The sequence below is a fragment of the Geoglobus acetivorans genome (assembly GCF_000789255.1).
Classification (GTDB): Archaea; Halobacteriota; Archaeoglobi; order Archaeoglobales; family Archaeoglobaceae; genus Geoglobus; species Geoglobus acetivorans_B.
In genome coordinates, this window is the sequence record NZ_CP009552.1 from 1,093,098 (window position 1) to 1,107,440 (window position 14,343).

At 46.7% G+C, this 14,343-nt stretch carries 20 protein-coding genes and 1 tRNA gene; 8 read left to right on the plus strand and 13 right to left on the minus strand.

Annotated features, from left to right (window positions below; all coding sequences use genetic code 11):
* Positions 1-636: 636 nt before the first annotated feature.
* Positions 637-709: transfer RNA gene (locus GACE_RS06445), tRNA-Asn, on the minus strand.
* A 79-nt stretch (positions 710-788) separates the two neighbouring features.
* On the opposite strand from GACE_RS06445, the gene endA reads away from it, so the two are divergent.
* The 4 genes from endA to GACE_RS06465 are packed head-to-tail and all read left to right on the plus strand — an operon-like array spanning position 789 to position 3,679.
* The gene (gene endA, locus GACE_RS06450; RefSeq protein WP_048092116.1) at positions 789-1,691 is read left to right on the plus strand and encodes a tRNA-intron lyase; all 903 of its coding nucleotides are present in this window, start codon (positions 789-791) and stop codon (positions 1,689-1,691) included.
* Positions 1,692-1,741: 50 nt separating this feature from the next.
* Positions 1,742-2,140, plus strand: coding sequence for a biotin/lipoyl-containing protein (locus tag GACE_RS06455; protein WP_048092118.1), 399 nt, complete (start codon positions 1,742-1,744; stop codon positions 2,138-2,140).
* Positions 2,137-2,646, plus strand: a complete 510-nt coding sequence (locus GACE_RS06460; RefSeq protein WP_048092123.1) for an NTPase — start codon at positions 2,137-2,139, stop codon at positions 2,644-2,646. The genes GACE_RS06455 and GACE_RS06460 overlap by 4 nt, the downstream gene beginning before the upstream one ends.
* The gene (locus tag GACE_RS06465; RefSeq protein ID WP_048092125.1) at positions 2,636-3,679 is read left to right on the plus strand and encodes a tRNA (guanine(10)-N(2))-dimethyltransferase; all 1,044 of its coding nucleotides are present in this window, start codon (positions 2,636-2,638) and stop codon (positions 3,677-3,679) included. The genes GACE_RS06460 and GACE_RS06465 overlap by 11 nt, the downstream gene beginning before the upstream one ends.
* Here GACE_RS06465 and GACE_RS06470 read toward each other — a convergent pair.
* From GACE_RS06470 to GACE_RS06485, 4 genes are read right to left on the minus strand one after another with little or no spacing between them, the layout of a single operon-like run.
* Positions 3,657-4,721 carry a Cdc6/Cdc18 family protein gene (locus tag GACE_RS06470; RefSeq protein WP_048092127.1) on the minus strand — a complete coding sequence of 355 codons (1,065 nt, stop codon included), beginning with the start codon at positions 4,719-4,721 and terminating at the stop codon, positions 3,657-3,659. The two genes, GACE_RS06465 and GACE_RS06470, sit on opposite strands and share 23 nt — an antisense overlap.
* On the minus strand, positions 4,718-5,227 hold the full coding sequence (locus tag GACE_RS06475; RefSeq protein ID WP_048093741.1) for a MogA/MoaB family molybdenum cofactor biosynthesis protein: 510 nt from the start codon (positions 5,225-5,227) through the stop codon (positions 4,718-4,720). Before GACE_RS06475 ends, GACE_RS06470 begins: the two co-directional genes overlap by 4 nt.
* Complete coding sequence (gene fen, locus GACE_RS06480) at positions 5,227-6,237, minus strand: flap endonuclease-1 (protein ID WP_048092128.1); 1,011 nt, start codon at positions 6,235-6,237, stop codon at positions 5,227-5,229. Before fen ends, GACE_RS06475 begins: the two co-directional genes overlap by 1 nt.
* 32 nt (positions 6,238-6,269) lie before the next feature.
* A complete protein-coding gene (locus tag GACE_RS06485; RefSeq protein ID WP_048092129.1) occupies positions 6,270-6,590 on the minus strand; it encodes a hypothetical protein in 321 nt (106 codons plus the stop codon).
* Positions 6,591-6,789: 199 nt separating this feature from the next.
* On the opposite strand from GACE_RS06485, the gene GACE_RS06490 reads away from it, so the two are divergent.
* A complete protein-coding gene (locus GACE_RS06490; RefSeq protein ID WP_048092130.1) occupies positions 6,790-7,854 on the plus strand; it encodes a phosphotransacetylase family protein in 1,065 nt (354 codons plus the stop codon).
* Here GACE_RS06490 and GACE_RS06495 read toward each other — a convergent pair.
* From GACE_RS06495 to rpl7ae, 8 genes are all read right to left on the minus strand, one after another.
* Complete coding sequence (locus tag GACE_RS06495; protein WP_048092132.1) at positions 7,834-8,478, minus strand: RNA-binding protein; 645 nt, start codon at positions 8,476-8,478, stop codon at positions 7,834-7,836. The two genes, GACE_RS06490 and GACE_RS06495, sit on opposite strands and share 21 nt — an antisense overlap.
* Before the next feature lie 9 nt (positions 8,479-8,487).
* Positions 8,488-9,105, minus strand: coding sequence for a methyltransferase domain-containing protein (locus tag GACE_RS06500; protein WP_048092133.1), 618 nt, complete (start codon positions 9,103-9,105; stop codon positions 8,488-8,490).
* A gap of 3 nt (positions 9,106-9,108) precedes the next feature.
* Positions 9,109-9,498 (minus strand): 30S ribosomal protein S6e, encoded by a 390-nt coding sequence (locus GACE_RS06505; protein WP_048092135.1) that lies wholly within the window; start codon positions 9,496-9,498, stop codon positions 9,109-9,111.
* Positions 9,499-9,602: 104 nt separating this feature from the next.
* Positions 9,603-11,369, minus strand: a complete 1,767-nt coding sequence (gene infB / locus GACE_RS06510) for a translation initiation factor IF-2 (RefSeq protein ID WP_048092137.1) — start codon at positions 11,367-11,369, stop codon at positions 9,603-9,605.
* On the minus strand, positions 11,366-11,818 hold the full coding sequence (ndk, locus tag GACE_RS06515) for a nucleoside-diphosphate kinase (protein WP_048092139.1): 453 nt from the start codon (positions 11,816-11,818) through the stop codon (positions 11,366-11,368). Before ndk ends, infB begins: the two co-directional genes overlap by 4 nt.
* Before the next feature lie 2 nt (positions 11,819-11,820).
* Complete coding sequence (locus GACE_RS06520) at positions 11,821-12,009, minus strand: 50S ribosomal protein L24e (RefSeq protein WP_048092141.1); 189 nt, start codon at positions 12,007-12,009, stop codon at positions 11,821-11,823.
* Positions 12,010-12,022: 13 nt separating this feature from the next.
* On the minus strand, positions 12,023-12,238 hold the full coding sequence (locus GACE_RS06525) for a 30S ribosomal protein S28e (protein WP_048092143.1): 216 nt from the start codon (positions 12,236-12,238) through the stop codon (positions 12,023-12,025).
* 26 nt (positions 12,239-12,264) lie between these two features.
* Positions 12,265-12,627, minus strand: a complete 363-nt coding sequence (gene rpl7ae, locus GACE_RS06530; RefSeq protein WP_048093742.1) for a 50S ribosomal protein L7Ae — start codon at positions 12,625-12,627, stop codon at positions 12,265-12,267.
* 290 nt (positions 12,628-12,917) lie between these two features.
* On the opposite strand from rpl7ae, the gene GACE_RS11415 reads away from it, so the two are divergent.
* From GACE_RS11415 to rbr, 3 genes are all read left to right on the plus strand, one after another.
* On the plus strand, positions 12,918-13,091 hold the full coding sequence (locus tag GACE_RS11415; RefSeq protein WP_084063688.1) for a 5-formyltetrahydrofolate cyclo-ligase: 174 nt from the start codon (positions 12,918-12,920) through the stop codon (positions 13,089-13,091).
* A gap of 96 nt (positions 13,092-13,187) precedes the next feature.
* On the plus strand, positions 13,188-13,712 hold the full coding sequence (locus GACE_RS06535; protein WP_048092146.1) for a ferritin-like domain-containing protein: 525 nt from the start codon (positions 13,188-13,190) through the stop codon (positions 13,710-13,712).
* Between the two features lie 33 nt (positions 13,713-13,745).
* The gene (rbr, locus tag GACE_RS06540; RefSeq protein ID WP_048092148.1) at positions 13,746-14,321 is read left to right on the plus strand and encodes a rubrerythrin; all 576 of its coding nucleotides are present in this window, start codon (positions 13,746-13,748) and stop codon (positions 14,319-14,321) included.
* Positions 14,322-14,343: the final 22 nt, after the last annotated feature.

The window sequence follows — 14,343 nt, forward strand, 5'->3', positions numbered from 1 at the left end:
TCAGGTTCTGGTGATTCCTTGAGAGTCGAAGGAATTTTAGAATAGGTCCAGCTTCCAAGAAGTCGAAAGATTGTTAGACGAACTGACCGGGTATCCCCGGTAACGCCATATAGCTGGAGTACATACATTTAGAGGCCGGGACTCCGGGAGGAGATATCTCTCAACCCAGATTGCGTGGTTAATTAATGGGAAACCGGGTATTCCAAAAAAAAGCACCTTCTCGAAGGCCTGAAAGAAGCATCACGGGCAGCTAAAAAAGAAGGCCTGCACTCTGGAGGAATTGAGTACATTATCGTCAGCAACTGCCTTGATCGCATACCCGCCAGCTTTGCAGAGAAGTGGATAGCTGCAAGGAAGGGCAAGAACCTCCTGTTAAGCTTCGCACTCATTCAGGCTGAGGCCATGAAGGGCGCAAGCAAAAGGAGAAGGAGATAAGCTTATTTTTATCCCTACGTATAAATAAGCAGGTGTTGGCCATGCCAAAGGTCGGAAGCAATAAAACGAAATTAACACTCTGGGTGGATAAAAATATTCTGGCTGAAGCAATGGCTACGGGGCTTAATCTTTCCGCCTTTTTGGAATTGCGGATTAGAGAATACCTCGCCATGGTAAAAAGCTATTTTAATGGCGAATTTACGCCGCCGGCAGGATTCGAACCTGCGACCACCGGATTAACAGTCCGGCGCTCTACCAGCTAAGCTACGGCGGCTCTACCAGTCAAAGCATGGCATGGAATTTAAATTTTATCCTCGCAACATTTTTAACAGCAATCAGGTTTGAAAAGTTTGATGAAGGGATTGCTTAGAGGAGAAAATATCATCGTCGAAAAAGCCCAGAAATTGATTTCAAGAAATTTTGGAACTGCTGAGGGTAATTCCGTAATCCTCACTCCAGAAGAGGCTGCATACCTCGTGTATAAAGGAACACTTGAAGTTTTTTCCGATGACGAACACATTGTGGATTTTGACCGGCTTTTCAAGCTGTGTAACCCTGTAAAATACTTCGTATTCCAGGATTTGAGAGACAGAGGTATCAGAGTCCGTTTTCTTGATTTTGGAGACTACTTTCCAGCAAGTGAGAAGGATTGCTTTTCAGTTGAAGAGCTAAAAAGAATGTGTGGAAAAAAGCTTGCTATTGTTGATGAGGAGGCGGACGTTACCTATTTCAAAATTGAGACGTTTGACGGGCGTGGGAACCATTACGAAGAGCTGAAAAAATTCAGTTCAAGGTTTTCCGGGGGTTACTTCATCACGGAAAACACGGAGCTGTACAGGAGATACTTTTACGGGGTTCTCAGAGGAAACAGGGTGATAATGTCAATATATGAGGGGCTTTATCTAATGGAAACAGGCATAATGGAGGCAGATGTCGAAAAAAAAGAGGTGCTGGAATTAGCCAGAAAAACCATACCGGATTTCGAGAAAATTTTCACAGTGTACAGAGATCTGAGGGAAAGAAAATTCATGGTGAAGACCGGCTTCAAATTCGGCAGTGAATTCAGAGTGTATGAACAGGTCAAGAACGTTTCCGAGCTAAGACATTCAAAATACCTGGTAAAGCTGAGGAGCAGCTTCAATCTCAGGGAGCTGGCAGGAGATGTCAGACTTTCAGGTGCAGTCAATAAAACACTCATATACCCGATACTCGGCAAGAGCCCCGAATACATCGCAGTAAGGAGGGTCAGAATTTGAGGCGTTAAGTTGAAAAACGTTTTTATAATCCTTGAAGCGTAAATCTGGCCATGAAAAGATTCAAGGTCAGCGTTGGTGGAAATGTCTATTACGCTGAAGTTGAAAAAATATCCCCCGCACTCTTCAAGGTAAAGGTGGATGACAACATCATAGAGGTGGAGGTCGAGGAGGAAAAAATCAAGTCCGCCAAGCTATCTCACTCGCCACAGGTAAGGACAGGGGCTGTTGAAGGAGGCAATAAGGTCGTGAAGGCCATGCTCCCCGGCAACGTTACGAAAATTCTTGTTTCCGAAGGTGAAAGCGTAAGCACGGGAGACGTTCTTCTAATACTGGAAGCCATGAAGATGGAAAACGAAATAACCGCTCCAGCAAACGGAAAAGTAAAGGAGATAAAGGTTTCGGAAGGGCAGAGGGTCGAAACAGGACAGGTTCTGGTAGTACTGGAATGAGGGTGGCAATTACCGGTAAACCGGGCGTTGGAAAGACCACTGCATGTCTGAAGATATACGAATCACTGAAAGACAGCAGGCAGATTTCGGGTTTCATAACAAATGAGATTCGGGAACGTGGATTGAGAATTGGCTTCGTCATCATCGACCTTTCAACAGGAGAGGAGACGCTGCTGGCCAGAAAAGAAGAGGGACTTCCGAGAGTGGGCAAATACAGAGTTTTTGTCGAGAACATGGATGCAGTGGCTGAGAGAATCCAGAAGAGCTGGTGCACCTCAGACACAATCATCATAGACGAGGTTGGACCCATGGAACTCAAGAGCAGGGAATTCGTCAGCGCAATGGAGAGACTGCTCGAAAGCGAAAGAGATCTGATCGTAACTGTTCACTACAGGTCTAACCACCCTCTGGTTATGAAAATAAAGAGAGAATTTGAAGTGGTGACATTAACCCCGGAAAACAGAAATCAGGTCGTGAAGGAGGTGCTGAAAAAAATTGATAGTTGAGGGCCGGGCAAAAATCGTAGCCGAGGGTGTTTTTTACAATCCGAGAATGAAGTTCTGCAGAGATGCGGACATGGAAATTTTCAGACACCTTGGAAGTAAAAGCTACCTTGATGCTCTCTCCGCCAGCGGTATAAGGGGAATCAGAGCATATCTTGAGGCAGGATTTGACAGCGTGGAGTTCAATGACATAAGCAGCAGAGCAGCCAGGGTTATCGAGAGAAACCTGAGCCTGAATGGCATTCAAGCAGTCGTCCACAACAGAGATGCAGCATCCCTTATGCGTGAGAGGAGCTATGAACATGTGGATCTGGATCCGTTCGGTTCGCCATCCGAATTCATAGACTCTGCATGCAGGTCTGCAAAAAAGTACCTCAGCATTACTGCAACAGATACATCTGCCCTCTGTGGCAGTGCGCCCATTTCTGGATTGAGGAAATATTCGGCCTTCGCAGAAAAAACGGAATACTACCACGAGGTAGGCCTGAGAATGCTCATAGGAAAGGCCGTAAGAGAGATCACGAAGTACGACAGGTATGCAGAAGTTCTGATTTCCTGGGCGAGGGAACATTATTACCGAGTTCACATGAAGACAGGCAAGTCAAGCAGAAAAGCCGGGAAAATGTACGAAAAAATCGGCTACATCCTTCACTGCAGAAAATGCAGGAACAGAGTGACAATCAGCATTTTCGATACGCCTGAAAAGGTGTGCGTATGCGGGAATGAATTCAGAATGTACGGCCCTCTGTGGCTGGGAGAACTGCACAGAAATGAGTTTGTAGCAAAGCTAAATAAAGAAGGCGAGACCGGCAAACTCTTTTCCGCAATCCAGAATGAGATCGAGACCATCACTCATTACGACATCCATGAAATAACAAGGATGCTTCAGATTTCTCCCCCAAGGCTTGATGCAGTGATAGAATGGCTCAGAGACAATGGCCATCGGGCCTCGAGAACAAGGTTCGGTGGCACGAGTTTCAAAACCGATGCAGACATTGAAACTGTGAAGGAAATCATCTCCCGAATTCCTCGATAGCCCTGAAAATTTCCTCTCTCCGGAATCTCCTCACGACGTACCTCTTCAAACCCTTTTCATATTTTGCGGCAGTGTCAATGAGCCTCAGATTTTCCAGCTTCCTGATAATCTCGTAAAACTTTGTGTAACCCATCTTCCCTTTCAGAGCCTCATAGATTTCGCTTGTAAACTTGATGTCCGAGCCATAGATGAACTTCAGAACGTCCAGGTCCTCTCTGTCGAGAGCCGATATCAGCTTCCTGAAAAAGACAGATCTGCCATCTTCAAAAACGCTTTCGGCATCTTCAAGGGAGACCGAATCCCTGGATTTTCTGTCTGCACTGATCACAGCCATTTTCAGGAGATGGATTCCAAAACGAATGTCGAGGTACTCAAACGCCTTTCCTGCAATGAATTCAAGCGCCTCCTGAGAAACTCTGCCTCCAACAATCCCTGCCTCTGCCCTCTTTTTCAGGATTTCCAGCATCTCATCAAAGTCATACACTGGAAAGAGTATTTCGTCTGGATGAAGAACAGACATCACCTTGGTATCAAACGCTGCCGAAATTTTGGCATCCGTGGATATTCCGGCTACAGCGGCTTTAAAACCCTCCTGATCCTCATGTCCTTTGAGGATCAGATAAATTATGTCGTTCATCAGTTTCGGGCTGAGAAAATTAACGTCATCGAGAACGACAAAAACAACCCGGTCCTCTTCAACACCCTTTTTCAGAACGGCTGAATAAAGCTTCTGAAACGATGTGCCAGATGGTGGAAGGTATCCGTAAAGAGACTCGAATATCTTGGAAAAAATCTGCTGCTTTGTCTGGTGGATCTGGCAGTTGACATACACACCCATGAGGCTGGGCGGAAGCTCCTTCAGAATGAACTTCATTACAGTGGTCTTGCCGGTGGCAGGTGGTCCCAGACAGAGCATGTTGAAGGGGCGGCTTTTCTGCTCGGCCGGCTTCAGATTGAAAGCTATCCTTCTGATCTGACCATCCCTGAAAAGTATCTCTTCAGGAACGTAATCCTCGTCAAAAACCTCATACCTTATAATCATCTGATCCCCCTTGCGTGTGAGATTACGTGCTTAGCTATGGAAACCACAATCTCCATCCCGAGCCTCACAGCGTTTTTTGATCCAGGCAGGCAGAATACTGCTTTTCCGTCGATAATTCCGGCAGTTGCCCTGCTCAGAATTGCGCTGTATCCGATTTCCTTGTAGCTCTCGATTCTGAATATCTCGCCAAAACCGTCAAGCCTCTTCTCAAAGAGAGGTTCGATCGCCTCCACAGTAATGTCTCCGGGGTTCAGACCGGTGCCACCCGTAATTATGACCACATCTTCCTCGCTTTCAACAACAGCCTTCCTTATCTCAGCAGCATCATCCGGAACCAGAACGTAGCTCTTCACCCTCTCTCCGAGGACTTCGGCAATCAATCTTCCCGACCCATCATCCTCAGGTATGTTCTCAACTCCCTCGATCCGGCCGTATTTCTCGAATCTCGAGGTTGAGACAGTTATAACTCTGGCAGTGTAACTCTCAACTGCCTCATGCCGGTGCATCAGAACCACCTGTCCAGGGTTGATTGAGTTGCAGATAAATTCTCCCGAATCTTCTCGACCGCCTTCTCAACCCTGTCTCTGCTGAAGTCATGCTCCTCACACAGAAATTCAATCACCCCGTCAACGTCGGGCTGACCAAACGAGATGTCATAGCTGTCCGTTACAGGCGGGTTAAGGAAAAAGTCCCGAATTTCTTCAAGATTGTCGATGCTCGCCTTCAGCATTTTCAGCGTTCTGAAAATATCTCCATACATCCTGATATATCTGAGAGCCTTCTTGGCACCGACACCCTTAATCCCGTCATTGTAATCCGTACCAACCAGCAGTGCAATATCCACAAGCTGTTCCCTGCTTATACCGAGTTCCCTGAGGTTCTTTTCAAGATAGATCACTTCCGGCCTGACATCGACATAAACGCTCCTTCCCGGTAGCTTCCTTCTACCCGTTATTGTGAGATTCCTCGCCAGAGCCGGAGATCCGAAGAGGAGTGAGTCATAATCCTGACTGCCGGTAAAGTCCACATCGCCCTTTGCGGTCATGTATGCTGCCTGAGCTTCCCCTTCACTCGGAGCATCAACACATGGGATTCCGAGCAATTCAAGCAACCTCTTTGAAGAGGAAACTATATACTCGTCAACCCTCGCGGCCATCATTGCGTATTTCTTTGCCTCTTCCCCTCTCTCAAGAGCAGTAGCCCACTTTTCTTCAGCCTCAATTTTCCTTTCAATCCTTTCTCTGATTTCCTTCTCTTTGAATTCTGGTGGTTTGCCATCAAAAACGTAAATGGGTCTTATACCATTCTCTATTAAATTGGCATTTCTGTAGAGAAGCCCTGAAAAATGGGATGTTATTCTCCCCTGTGAATCCTTAAGGGGGGTACCGTCCGGCTGGCGGATGGTCGTTATGAACTGATAGATTGTGTTGAAGGCATCTATGGCGATTTTCCTTCCTGAAAAAGATTCAAGTTCAACCACATCTCTCTCAAGGATGTCACCAATATCCGCACCCATACGCTCAGACCTGTGCTTGAAAATAAATAACCTTACCTGTAAAGCCTCCTCTCAATCTTGTCAAGCCTGTCATCAATTGAATCCAGATATGCTCTCATTTTCCCCTCTATTTTCTCTTCGAGATCTGCAGAGTTTATGGCCACAGTCCTCTTGACGCTCTCGAACTCTTCCTTCATTTTTTCCATCCGGTATTCCATGCTAATCAGAAGGAGGCCGAGAGAAAGCGTTAGAAGAAACGCTGAAAAAATCACGACAGCATCCACGTTATCGTAGAGAGACAGCCACTTCCATGTTAATATCACTGCAGAGATTATCATCACAGCGGCAAAAGCAACGTCCCTTTCCATTTCCATCCCCCAGAAAGTATAATGGATTCTCATATTTATATTTTTACGGTAAAGGCCCACGAGCTTTTGTTGCCCCGACTTATTTCAGTGAAGGCAATGGAAACAGTTAATTAGTTTAAAAAAGTAGATTCTGCAGGATCAAGCCGGTGGCAGAGGGGAATCAAACCCGGAATGACAAAACATCCACCGCAGGAGGTAGACCGAAATGACCCACTCAATCCTAATATCATCTCTGGAAGAGTATTCTGGAAAGAGTGCCCTGATAATAGCCATTGGGAATATTCTGCAGGAGGAGGGTTACGAAATAGGATACTTCAAGCCATTTGCCGTAAACCCGGTGAAAAGAGAAGGAGAGATTACTGACGAGGATGCAGCCATAACTGCCCGGCAGCTCGGAATTGATGATGACGTTGTCGGGCTGATGCTGGACAGACCATATGTGGAATACATACTCAGCGCAGAACCTTCAGAAATCAGGGGGAAAATTTCTGAGAAGTATGCGGAAATCTCGAGAGGAAAGGACGTTGTATTTGTGGAAGGCTCCACAGACTACAAGACGGGCAGAGCAATCGGACTTGGGGATTTCACCGTGGCCAGACTTATTGCTCCAAAGGTCCTCATGGTCGCAAGATATCGGAACGATTTCATTATTGATAAGCTGCTTAACTCGAAAGACGTTTTTGGGCCGATGCTGGAGAAGGTAATAATTAACAGACTGATGGGCTACAAGCTCTCCTACGCTCAGGCCGTGGCATCCAGAGTCATAGAGTCTGCGGGAATGGATGTTCTGGGAATCATCCCGCATGATCCTCTGCTCGCAGGAGTGTTCGTCAGCGATTTAAGGGAAAAGCTTGGTGGAGAGTTCATCGTAAAGCCCGAAAAAGACACAATAATCGAACATCTGATTATCGGAGCCATGTCCCCTTCCTCGGCTCTCCGATACTTCAGAGATGTGAAAAATGCCGTTCTGATCACAGGTGGAGATAGAAACGACCTCCTGGAGGTTGCTCTCAGCGTACCAAGTATAAAATGCATAGTACTGACAGGCAATCTTGAACCGAACAGAGCAATAATTGGACGTGCGGAGGAAAAAGGAGTTCCTGTAATACTGGTGAGCGAGGACACCCTGACAACAACAATCAGGATCGAGGAAATTTTCAGGAAAGCGAGGGTTACTGGCGAGATTAAGGCACAAAGGATCAAAACACTTGTAAAGAACCACATTAGAATTGAAGAACTGAAAAAATACTTAGGACTGCAGGATGCTTAAAACCATGGCCTCGACCTCTCCAAGCTTATCCTTTATTGACAGAATTTCCTGATGGTCAAGTTCGCCCTTCCTGTCAAGCGATGCATCAACAAACATGCCCTCGCTCACGACATTTCCAAACTGTCTTGGAGGCAGGTAGCTCACAACCGCATATCTTCCGCTCCTGAATACCTCAGAATTCGTTACAACGTCCATTTTAAACCCACAATCAACGTTGCACAGCCACAAATTTTCCGAAAGCTGAGTTACTGAAATTATCTCTCCCGAAAAATACCTGATAGCTTCGTAAGCCTTCTGAATTTCACCTCTCTTAAGGAGAGACGGAAGAAATCTCAGGTACTCAAGCCAGTATCTGGATGTGAGGTAGTGAAAATCCCTTTCAGCAGAGGCAATGGCTTCCAGAATCCCGTTCGCAGACTGGGAAATTTTGACAGTCGTTTCATACTCTGCCAGTTCTCCAAAGGGCATGTACGAATATTTGATTATCTGAATCTCACTCTTCAGTTCCTGAACCTTCTTAACAAGCTCTTTCCTTCTCTGAACCCTAACATTATTCAGGGACTTTTCAAGCTCTGAAAAAGCTTTTTCAGCGAGCCTTATTCTGATGTCGTTCGCCGTGTCCATACAACCACCTCAGGGCTTCCTGCCCGAAATTATTACAACAAGTTTATCCCAGAAAAAGTAAGGGCCCATTTCAACGAACCTTATGTCCTCAAGTCCAGCTTTCTGCATCCACAGTATCATCTGCTGCGTGGATGGGAAAAGCATTATCCCTTCCGCAAATTTCCTCGCTAACGGGTTGTCGGGCTTTCTTGGGGCGAGTATTACCACCCTGCCACCTTTTTTCGTTACTCTCGCCATTTCTTTAATCCCCTCAGCAGGATGCGGCCAGTACTCTATGCTCCCGGCAGAAATGGAAGCGTCGAAAACATCATCTCCAAAAGGCAGATTCTCGGCATCCCCCCTTATGAAGTTTGATCCGGGATACCTTGCTATCGCCTTTGCCATCTGTTCCGGGGTTAGATCAACCGCAACAACATTGCTTTCCCCAACCCTCCTCACGATCTCCTGTGTCGTAAAGCCAGTTCCACAACCAACCTCAAGGACAAAATCGCCCTTCGCAACCCTGGCCATGTCGACAACAGTTTTTCTCATCTCGTCCGAATAAAAAAACGGGTTCACGAAATCGTATATTTTTGAAAAATATTTGTAAAAGGTTCTTGCCCTTTTCTTATCCTCAAGGATCCCCATAATTTACTCCTGCTGGCTCTTGAAATACTCCTCCAGAGGGACCTTTCCGTGCTTGACAACCTTCATGTTTATCTGGACGATGTCCCTCGTTATCACCCTGCCCCTGACCATCTTTTTCTTTCTGATACCCCTTTCTCTCGGTCTGTATCCAACGCCTCCTGAAAGCAGGATTCTTTTTCTGACAGGGCCGGGGATGTCCGGTCTTATCGGGAATCCGTCCTTATCGCTCCCTCCGGTGATGACAAGCTCATAATCGGGAGGAAGCTCAACAAGGGTCCCGTTTATTGAATCACCAACTTCCTTACCGATCAGCTTGTTTGCGTTTGCACCGCTAATTACCTTCTGATACGCTCTCCCGGTTGAAGGATCTGAAATCACGACTTTAAACTCCATCTTTCATCACCCCATCTGATTCTTACCTTTTTGAGAGGTTATTGCAAGAGATTGAAGCTTCTGAAATGAAGATGTTAATATACATTACGTCTCACCGCCCGAGCTCACTTCCCCCAGAACCGGTTTTCTTTTCGCTTTATCTCAAGGAACTCCTTAAGAGCCATCTTTGTCCCCTCGCTCAGCGTGTCCACAAGCTCCCTCTCAATGATTCTCGCATGTCTTTCCGGCAAATCAACATAGAGGACCTCATCACCCTCAATCTGTCTGCCAACAGTAACACCATCTATCGCAACTGCCACCTCATCCCCTTCCTTCGCAACACTGATGTATTCGCCCATTTTCTGCATGCTCCTCACAAAGCCCACCGGAGTGCCGTCTGGCTTTATCAGCTTAACATCCTTTCTGAGTTCTCCCCCAAGAACCTTCACACCGATTACTGCGGGTTTGCTCCTCCTGAATATGTAGTTCTTGAGCAATTGAATCTTGCCGGGCATGATGAGCGACTCGATCTTCTGCTTCTCCCTCTTTCGTTTCTCCTCCTCCCTCCACTGGGTGAAATTATCTATCAGGCTGTAGATGATCTGATCCGTGAAAATCCTGACACCGTATTTCTGAGCCTCTTCCTCTATTCCAGGAAGAAGTTTCACGTTGAAACCTATGATAACCCTGTTCAGCTCATCCCTGTTGGCTGACGCTTCGATAACGTCCTTCTTAGTTACATCACCCACCTGGGCTTTCTTTATCGGAATGCCCAGCTCTCTGAACTCATTGATCAGCGCCTCAAGAGAGCCCAGAGTGTCGGTTCTGATTATCACTCCTTCATCATCGGTTTCAATCGTTATCTCCTGATACTCCTTCTGTATTCTATCTTCAAATGCCTTTATATCCTCATCGCCCTCAACAGTTTCGAATTCGCTGCCTGCAAGGACGTTCTCTATGTCGGGGGCCACAACCTTGATTCCTGCCGCTGCAGTAACACTCTCAACGCTCTTGAACCTGCTTTCAAGCCTCATTTCCTTCGCAGGCCTGGGCCGGAAGATGCCTCTGACGTGCGTTACAATAACGCCCTCAATCCCGCCGATTACAATCCTGTCTCCAACATGCAGGGTTCCATCGTAGAGGATCGCATCGAACGTCAATCCAAGACCCTTTTCCTCCTTCACTTCCAGGACTGTGCCCCTTGCCTTACCCTCCACATGGAGTCTGAGATTGCTTTCGAGGTACCTCTGAGCCAGGCCAGTAAGGAGCAGAAGAAGCTCGGGAATGCCCTCCCCGGTCATTGCAGATATTGGCACTATGGCAATATTCCTCGTGAAGTCCCTTATTCTGTCAAATCTGTCGGCTGAAAATCCACGCTGATACAGCTCACCGATAAGCTCGTAAATTTTGTTGTCCAGCCTCTGCTTCACGACATCGTCCTGCAAGGAGTAACTCTTCATGAACGGAGAGCCATCCTGGCTCTTCCATCCCGGAACCTTGTCAATCTTGTTCGCCGCAACAATGAAAGGAGTTTTGAATGTCTTGAGGATCATCAGAGCTTCTTCCGTCTGAGGTTTAAAGCCTTCGTTTATGTCAATGATCAAAATCGCAAGATCGGCTAAAGCCCCCCCTCTCTTCCTCAGATTTGTGAAGGCCTTGTGGCCAGGAGTGTCAATAAATAATAGTCCGGGAATGACCACATTGGCATTCCAGACCTCCCTGCAGATGTCCTTGATGACTGTGAGAGGGACCTCTGTGGCTCCGATGTGCTGGGTTATCCCCCCTGCTTCTCTTGCAGTAACATTGCTCCTTCTGATTCTATCCAGTAGTGTTGTTTTGCCGTGATCCACATGTCCGAGGACAGCAACAATCGGCGTTCTCAGCTGCTTCATTTTTCGTAAACCCAGTCTTCATCGACTTTTGCGTAATCGAAAATCTCATCCGGTTTAAAGAAGAGGCCGATTTCCCTCTCCGCAGACTGCAATGAGTCCGAGGCATGAACAACGTTTCTTCCGGTATCCATCGCAAGGTCTCCCCTCACAGTACCGGGAGCAGCCTCGGCAGGATTGGTCTTGCCGATCATCGTCCTCACAACGCTCACGGCATTTCTTCCCTCAACCACCATTGCAACTACAGGCCCTGAGGTGATATAATCGATAAGAGCATTGAAAAATGGTTTTTCTTTATGCTCTGCATAGTGCTGTTCCGCAAGCTCCCTGCTGATCCAGAGCATTTTCATTGCAGCGATTTTCAGGCCCTTCCTCTCAAACCGGGATATGATCTCTCCTGCAAGACCCCTCTGAACACCGTCGGGCTTGATCATGACAAAGGTCCGTTCCATGATTACTGACCTCCCTTGACATAGTATTTCGTCCACTTAACCCTCCTCGGATTTCGCCCCAGTTTGACCATGTTTTTCTCGCACTTTCTTGAGCAGAAATGAAGGATTCTGCCGTCCCTTCTCACATAGATCTTGCCCGTCCCTGGCTCAATTTCCTCGCCACAGAAAGAGCATATTTTCTTTTCAAGCACCAATGTTATCACCTCACTTAACCGCCAGTTTCCTTGCCTCTCTTGCAGTCTCCTTGATCATGAGAATATCTCCAATTCTTACAGGCCCGAACACGTTCCTCGTTATGATTCTGCCCTTGTTATCTCCTCCAAGAACCCTTACCTTTACCTGAGTAGCCTCACCGTGCATTCCTGTCCTGCCCACTATCTCAACAACCTCGGCTGGTTGAATATCTTCATCTTCCGCCATAACCATTCACCTCAAAAAAGAGATATTTATTTTTTGAGTCCGTTAACTTTGGTAACAATATCCTCAAGCTCTTTCTTTGCCTCTCCCTCGCTGAGGATCGCTGCCGCAGCACATGCGACCTGAATTCCGGCTGCGTTTCCAAGATCTTCCTTGCTCTTCACGTAAATGTATGGAATGTTCTTCTCCTCGCAGAGAAGAGGCAGATGAGCCACAACCTCAGGTGGGTCCACATCCATCGCAATATATACAAGCTTTGCAAGCCCCCTCTCCACAGACTTCGTCGTTTCGTTGGTCCCTTTCTTTACCTTCCCCGTTTCCCTTACCTTCTGCAGCAATACAAGCGCTTCATTCTGCAATTCCTCAGGAACATCAAACCTGACATACACCATCTTCATGCACCTCCTTCACATGTGTTCATCATTCATCGGCTCTTCGCCTCTTTGCCGTGAGGATATAAATCTTTTTGCCAGAATTCCGGGTGGATTTATAAAGACTTTGGCAGGTAAATACTGTCGGAGACATGGAGATGGATTTTAAAAACATTAAACATGAGAAAAACAGGGTGAGAAAGAAAATCTGGGACGAAATGATTGAGAGAAGGATAGCCAGATTTCCGTATCCTCCTCATGGCAGAATACCGAATTTTGCCTGAGCTGAAAAATGTGCCGAATGGCTTGGAATGATAAAGGAATGGAAAAAAGCCGAAGTGGTGAAGGTAAACCCGGACAGTCCTGAGAGATGCGAGCGTCTTTCAAAGATTGAATCCATTGAGTTTATCGTCGAAGGAAGTGTGGCAGTCAACCGTTATGGCGAGAGACTCGGCAAGAGAGAGGGATACGAGACCTTGAATTGATTGAATCCGGATGAGTGAAAATTCACATTTTCAATCCCTGTGCTCAGAAATCAATACTTCAAAAGTTTTAAATCATTAATCGATTAATTAAATTACATGAGTTCCATCAGCGAAAAGATGGTTGAAGCATTAAACGAGCAGCTCAACTGGGAGCTGTACTCCGCATACATTTACCTCTCCATGGCAGCATACTTCGATTCCATCGAGCTAAAGGGCTTTGCCAACTGGATGAGAGTCCAGTGGCAGGAGGAGATAACACATGCAATGAGATTTTATGACTACATAAACGAGAGGGGAGGGAGGGTGAAGCTTCATGCCATTCAGGAGCCGAAAGCAGAGTGGTCATCACCACTCGAAGCTTTTGAAGAGGCATACAATCACGAGGTCGGCGTAACCAAGAGGATCCACAATCTGATCGACCTCGCCCTTTCGGAGAAGGACTACGCAACGTACAACATGCTTCAGTGGTTTGTGGCTGAACAGGTGGAAGAAGAAGCTTCAACAAGCGAAATTGTCGGTAAGCTCCGCCTTATAGGAGACGATAAGCACGCTCTGCTCCTGCTCGATCAGGAGCTTGGAAAGAGACAGTTCAACCCTCCTGCAGATGCTCAGGAGGTTTAAAAGTTTGAATTTAAAAAAAAGAGGTGAGAAAGTATGTCTGAAACTTTAGAGAATCTGGTTAAGGCATTCATAGGAGAGAGCATGGCAAGAAACAGGTACACGTTCTACGCAAAGGTCGCCAAGGATGAGGGTTACGTGTTCCTGCAGAGGGTATTTCTCGAAACTGCTGAAAACGAGAAGGAACATGCCGAAAATCTCCTCAAATACATACAGCAGCTGAGAGGAGATGCCGGGTCCCTGACGATTGAAGCCGAGGCTCCACTCGTCTGGGGAACCACGGTGGAAAACCTGAAAACAGCAATAGCTGGAGAACACCACGAAAATTCCGTGATGTATCCTGAATTTGCAGATGTGGCTGAGAAGGAAGGATATTCAGATATAGCTGAAAGACTGAGAGCAATTGGAAAGGCAGAGGAACATCACGAAAAGAGATACAGAAGACTCCTCGAAGAGATTGAGAAAGGTACGTTTTTCAAGAGGGATGAAGAAACTGAATGGATCTGCCTCGAATGCGGATATGTCCATTACGGGACCGAGCCGCCGGAAGAGTGCCCAAGCTGCGGACATTCCAGGGCATATTACGTGGCAAAGGACCTGCTATCCCTTTAATTTTTTACAAAAATATTTTCGG

Excerpts from the sequence above, each read along its gene's own strand:
- endA (WP_048092116.1), top strand. The coding sequence starts at position 789 with ATGAAGGGATTGCTTAGAGGAGAAAATATCATCGTCGAAAAAGCCCAG.
- GACE_RS06455 (WP_048092118.1), top strand. The coding sequence starts at position 1,742 with ATGAAAAGATTCAAGGTCAGCGTTGGTGGAAATGTCTATTACGCTGAA.
- GACE_RS06460 (WP_048092123.1), top strand. The coding sequence starts at position 2,137 with ATGAGGGTGGCAATTACCGGTAAACCGGGCGTTGGAAAGACCACTGCA.
- GACE_RS06470 (WP_048092127.1), bottom strand. The coding sequence starts at position 4,721 with ATGATTATAAGGTATGAGGTTTTTGACGAGGATTACGTTCCTGAAGAG.
- GACE_RS06475 (WP_048093741.1), bottom strand. The coding sequence starts at position 5,227 with ATGCACCGGCATGAGGCAGTTGAGAGTTACACTGCCAGAGTTATAACT.
- fen (WP_048092128.1), bottom strand. The coding sequence starts at position 6,237 with ATGGGTGCGGATATTGGTGACATCCTTGAGAGAGATGTGGTTGAACTT.
- GACE_RS06485 (WP_048092129.1), bottom strand. The coding sequence starts at position 6,590 with ATGGAAATGGAAAGGGACGTTGCTTTTGCCGCTGTGATGATAATCTCT.
- GACE_RS06490 (WP_048092130.1), top strand. The coding sequence starts at position 6,790 with ATGACCCACTCAATCCTAATATCATCTCTGGAAGAGTATTCTGGAAAG.
- GACE_RS06495 (WP_048092132.1), bottom strand. The coding sequence starts at position 8,478 with ATGGACACGGCGAACGACATCAGAATAAGGCTCGCTGAAAAAGCTTTT.
- GACE_RS06500 (WP_048092133.1), bottom strand. The coding sequence starts at position 9,105 with ATGGGGATCCTTGAGGATAAGAAAAGGGCAAGAACCTTTTACAAATAT.
- GACE_RS06505 (WP_048092135.1), bottom strand. The coding sequence starts at position 9,498 with ATGGAGTTTAAAGTCGTGATTTCAGATCCTTCAACCGGGAGAGCGTAT.
- infB (WP_048092137.1), bottom strand. The coding sequence starts at position 11,369 with ATGAAGCAGCTGAGAACGCCGATTGTTGCTGTCCTCGGACATGTGGAT.
- ndk (WP_048092139.1), bottom strand. The coding sequence starts at position 11,818 with ATGGAACGGACCTTTGTCATGATCAAGCCCGACGGTGTTCAGAGGGGT.
- GACE_RS06525 (WP_048092143.1), bottom strand. The coding sequence starts at position 12,238 with ATGGCGGAAGATGAAGATATTCAACCAGCCGAGGTTGTTGAGATAGTG.
- rpl7ae (WP_048093742.1), bottom strand. The coding sequence starts at position 12,627 with ATGGTGTATGTCAGGTTTGATGTTCCTGAGGAATTGCAGAATGAAGCG.
- GACE_RS11415 (WP_084063688.1), top strand. The coding sequence starts at position 12,918 with ATGATAAAGGAATGGAAAAAAGCCGAAGTGGTGAAGGTAAACCCGGAC.
- GACE_RS06535 (WP_048092146.1), top strand. The coding sequence starts at position 13,188 with ATGAGTTCCATCAGCGAAAAGATGGTTGAAGCATTAAACGAGCAGCTC.
- rbr (WP_048092148.1), top strand. The coding sequence starts at position 13,746 with ATGTCTGAAACTTTAGAGAATCTGGTTAAGGCATTCATAGGAGAGAGC.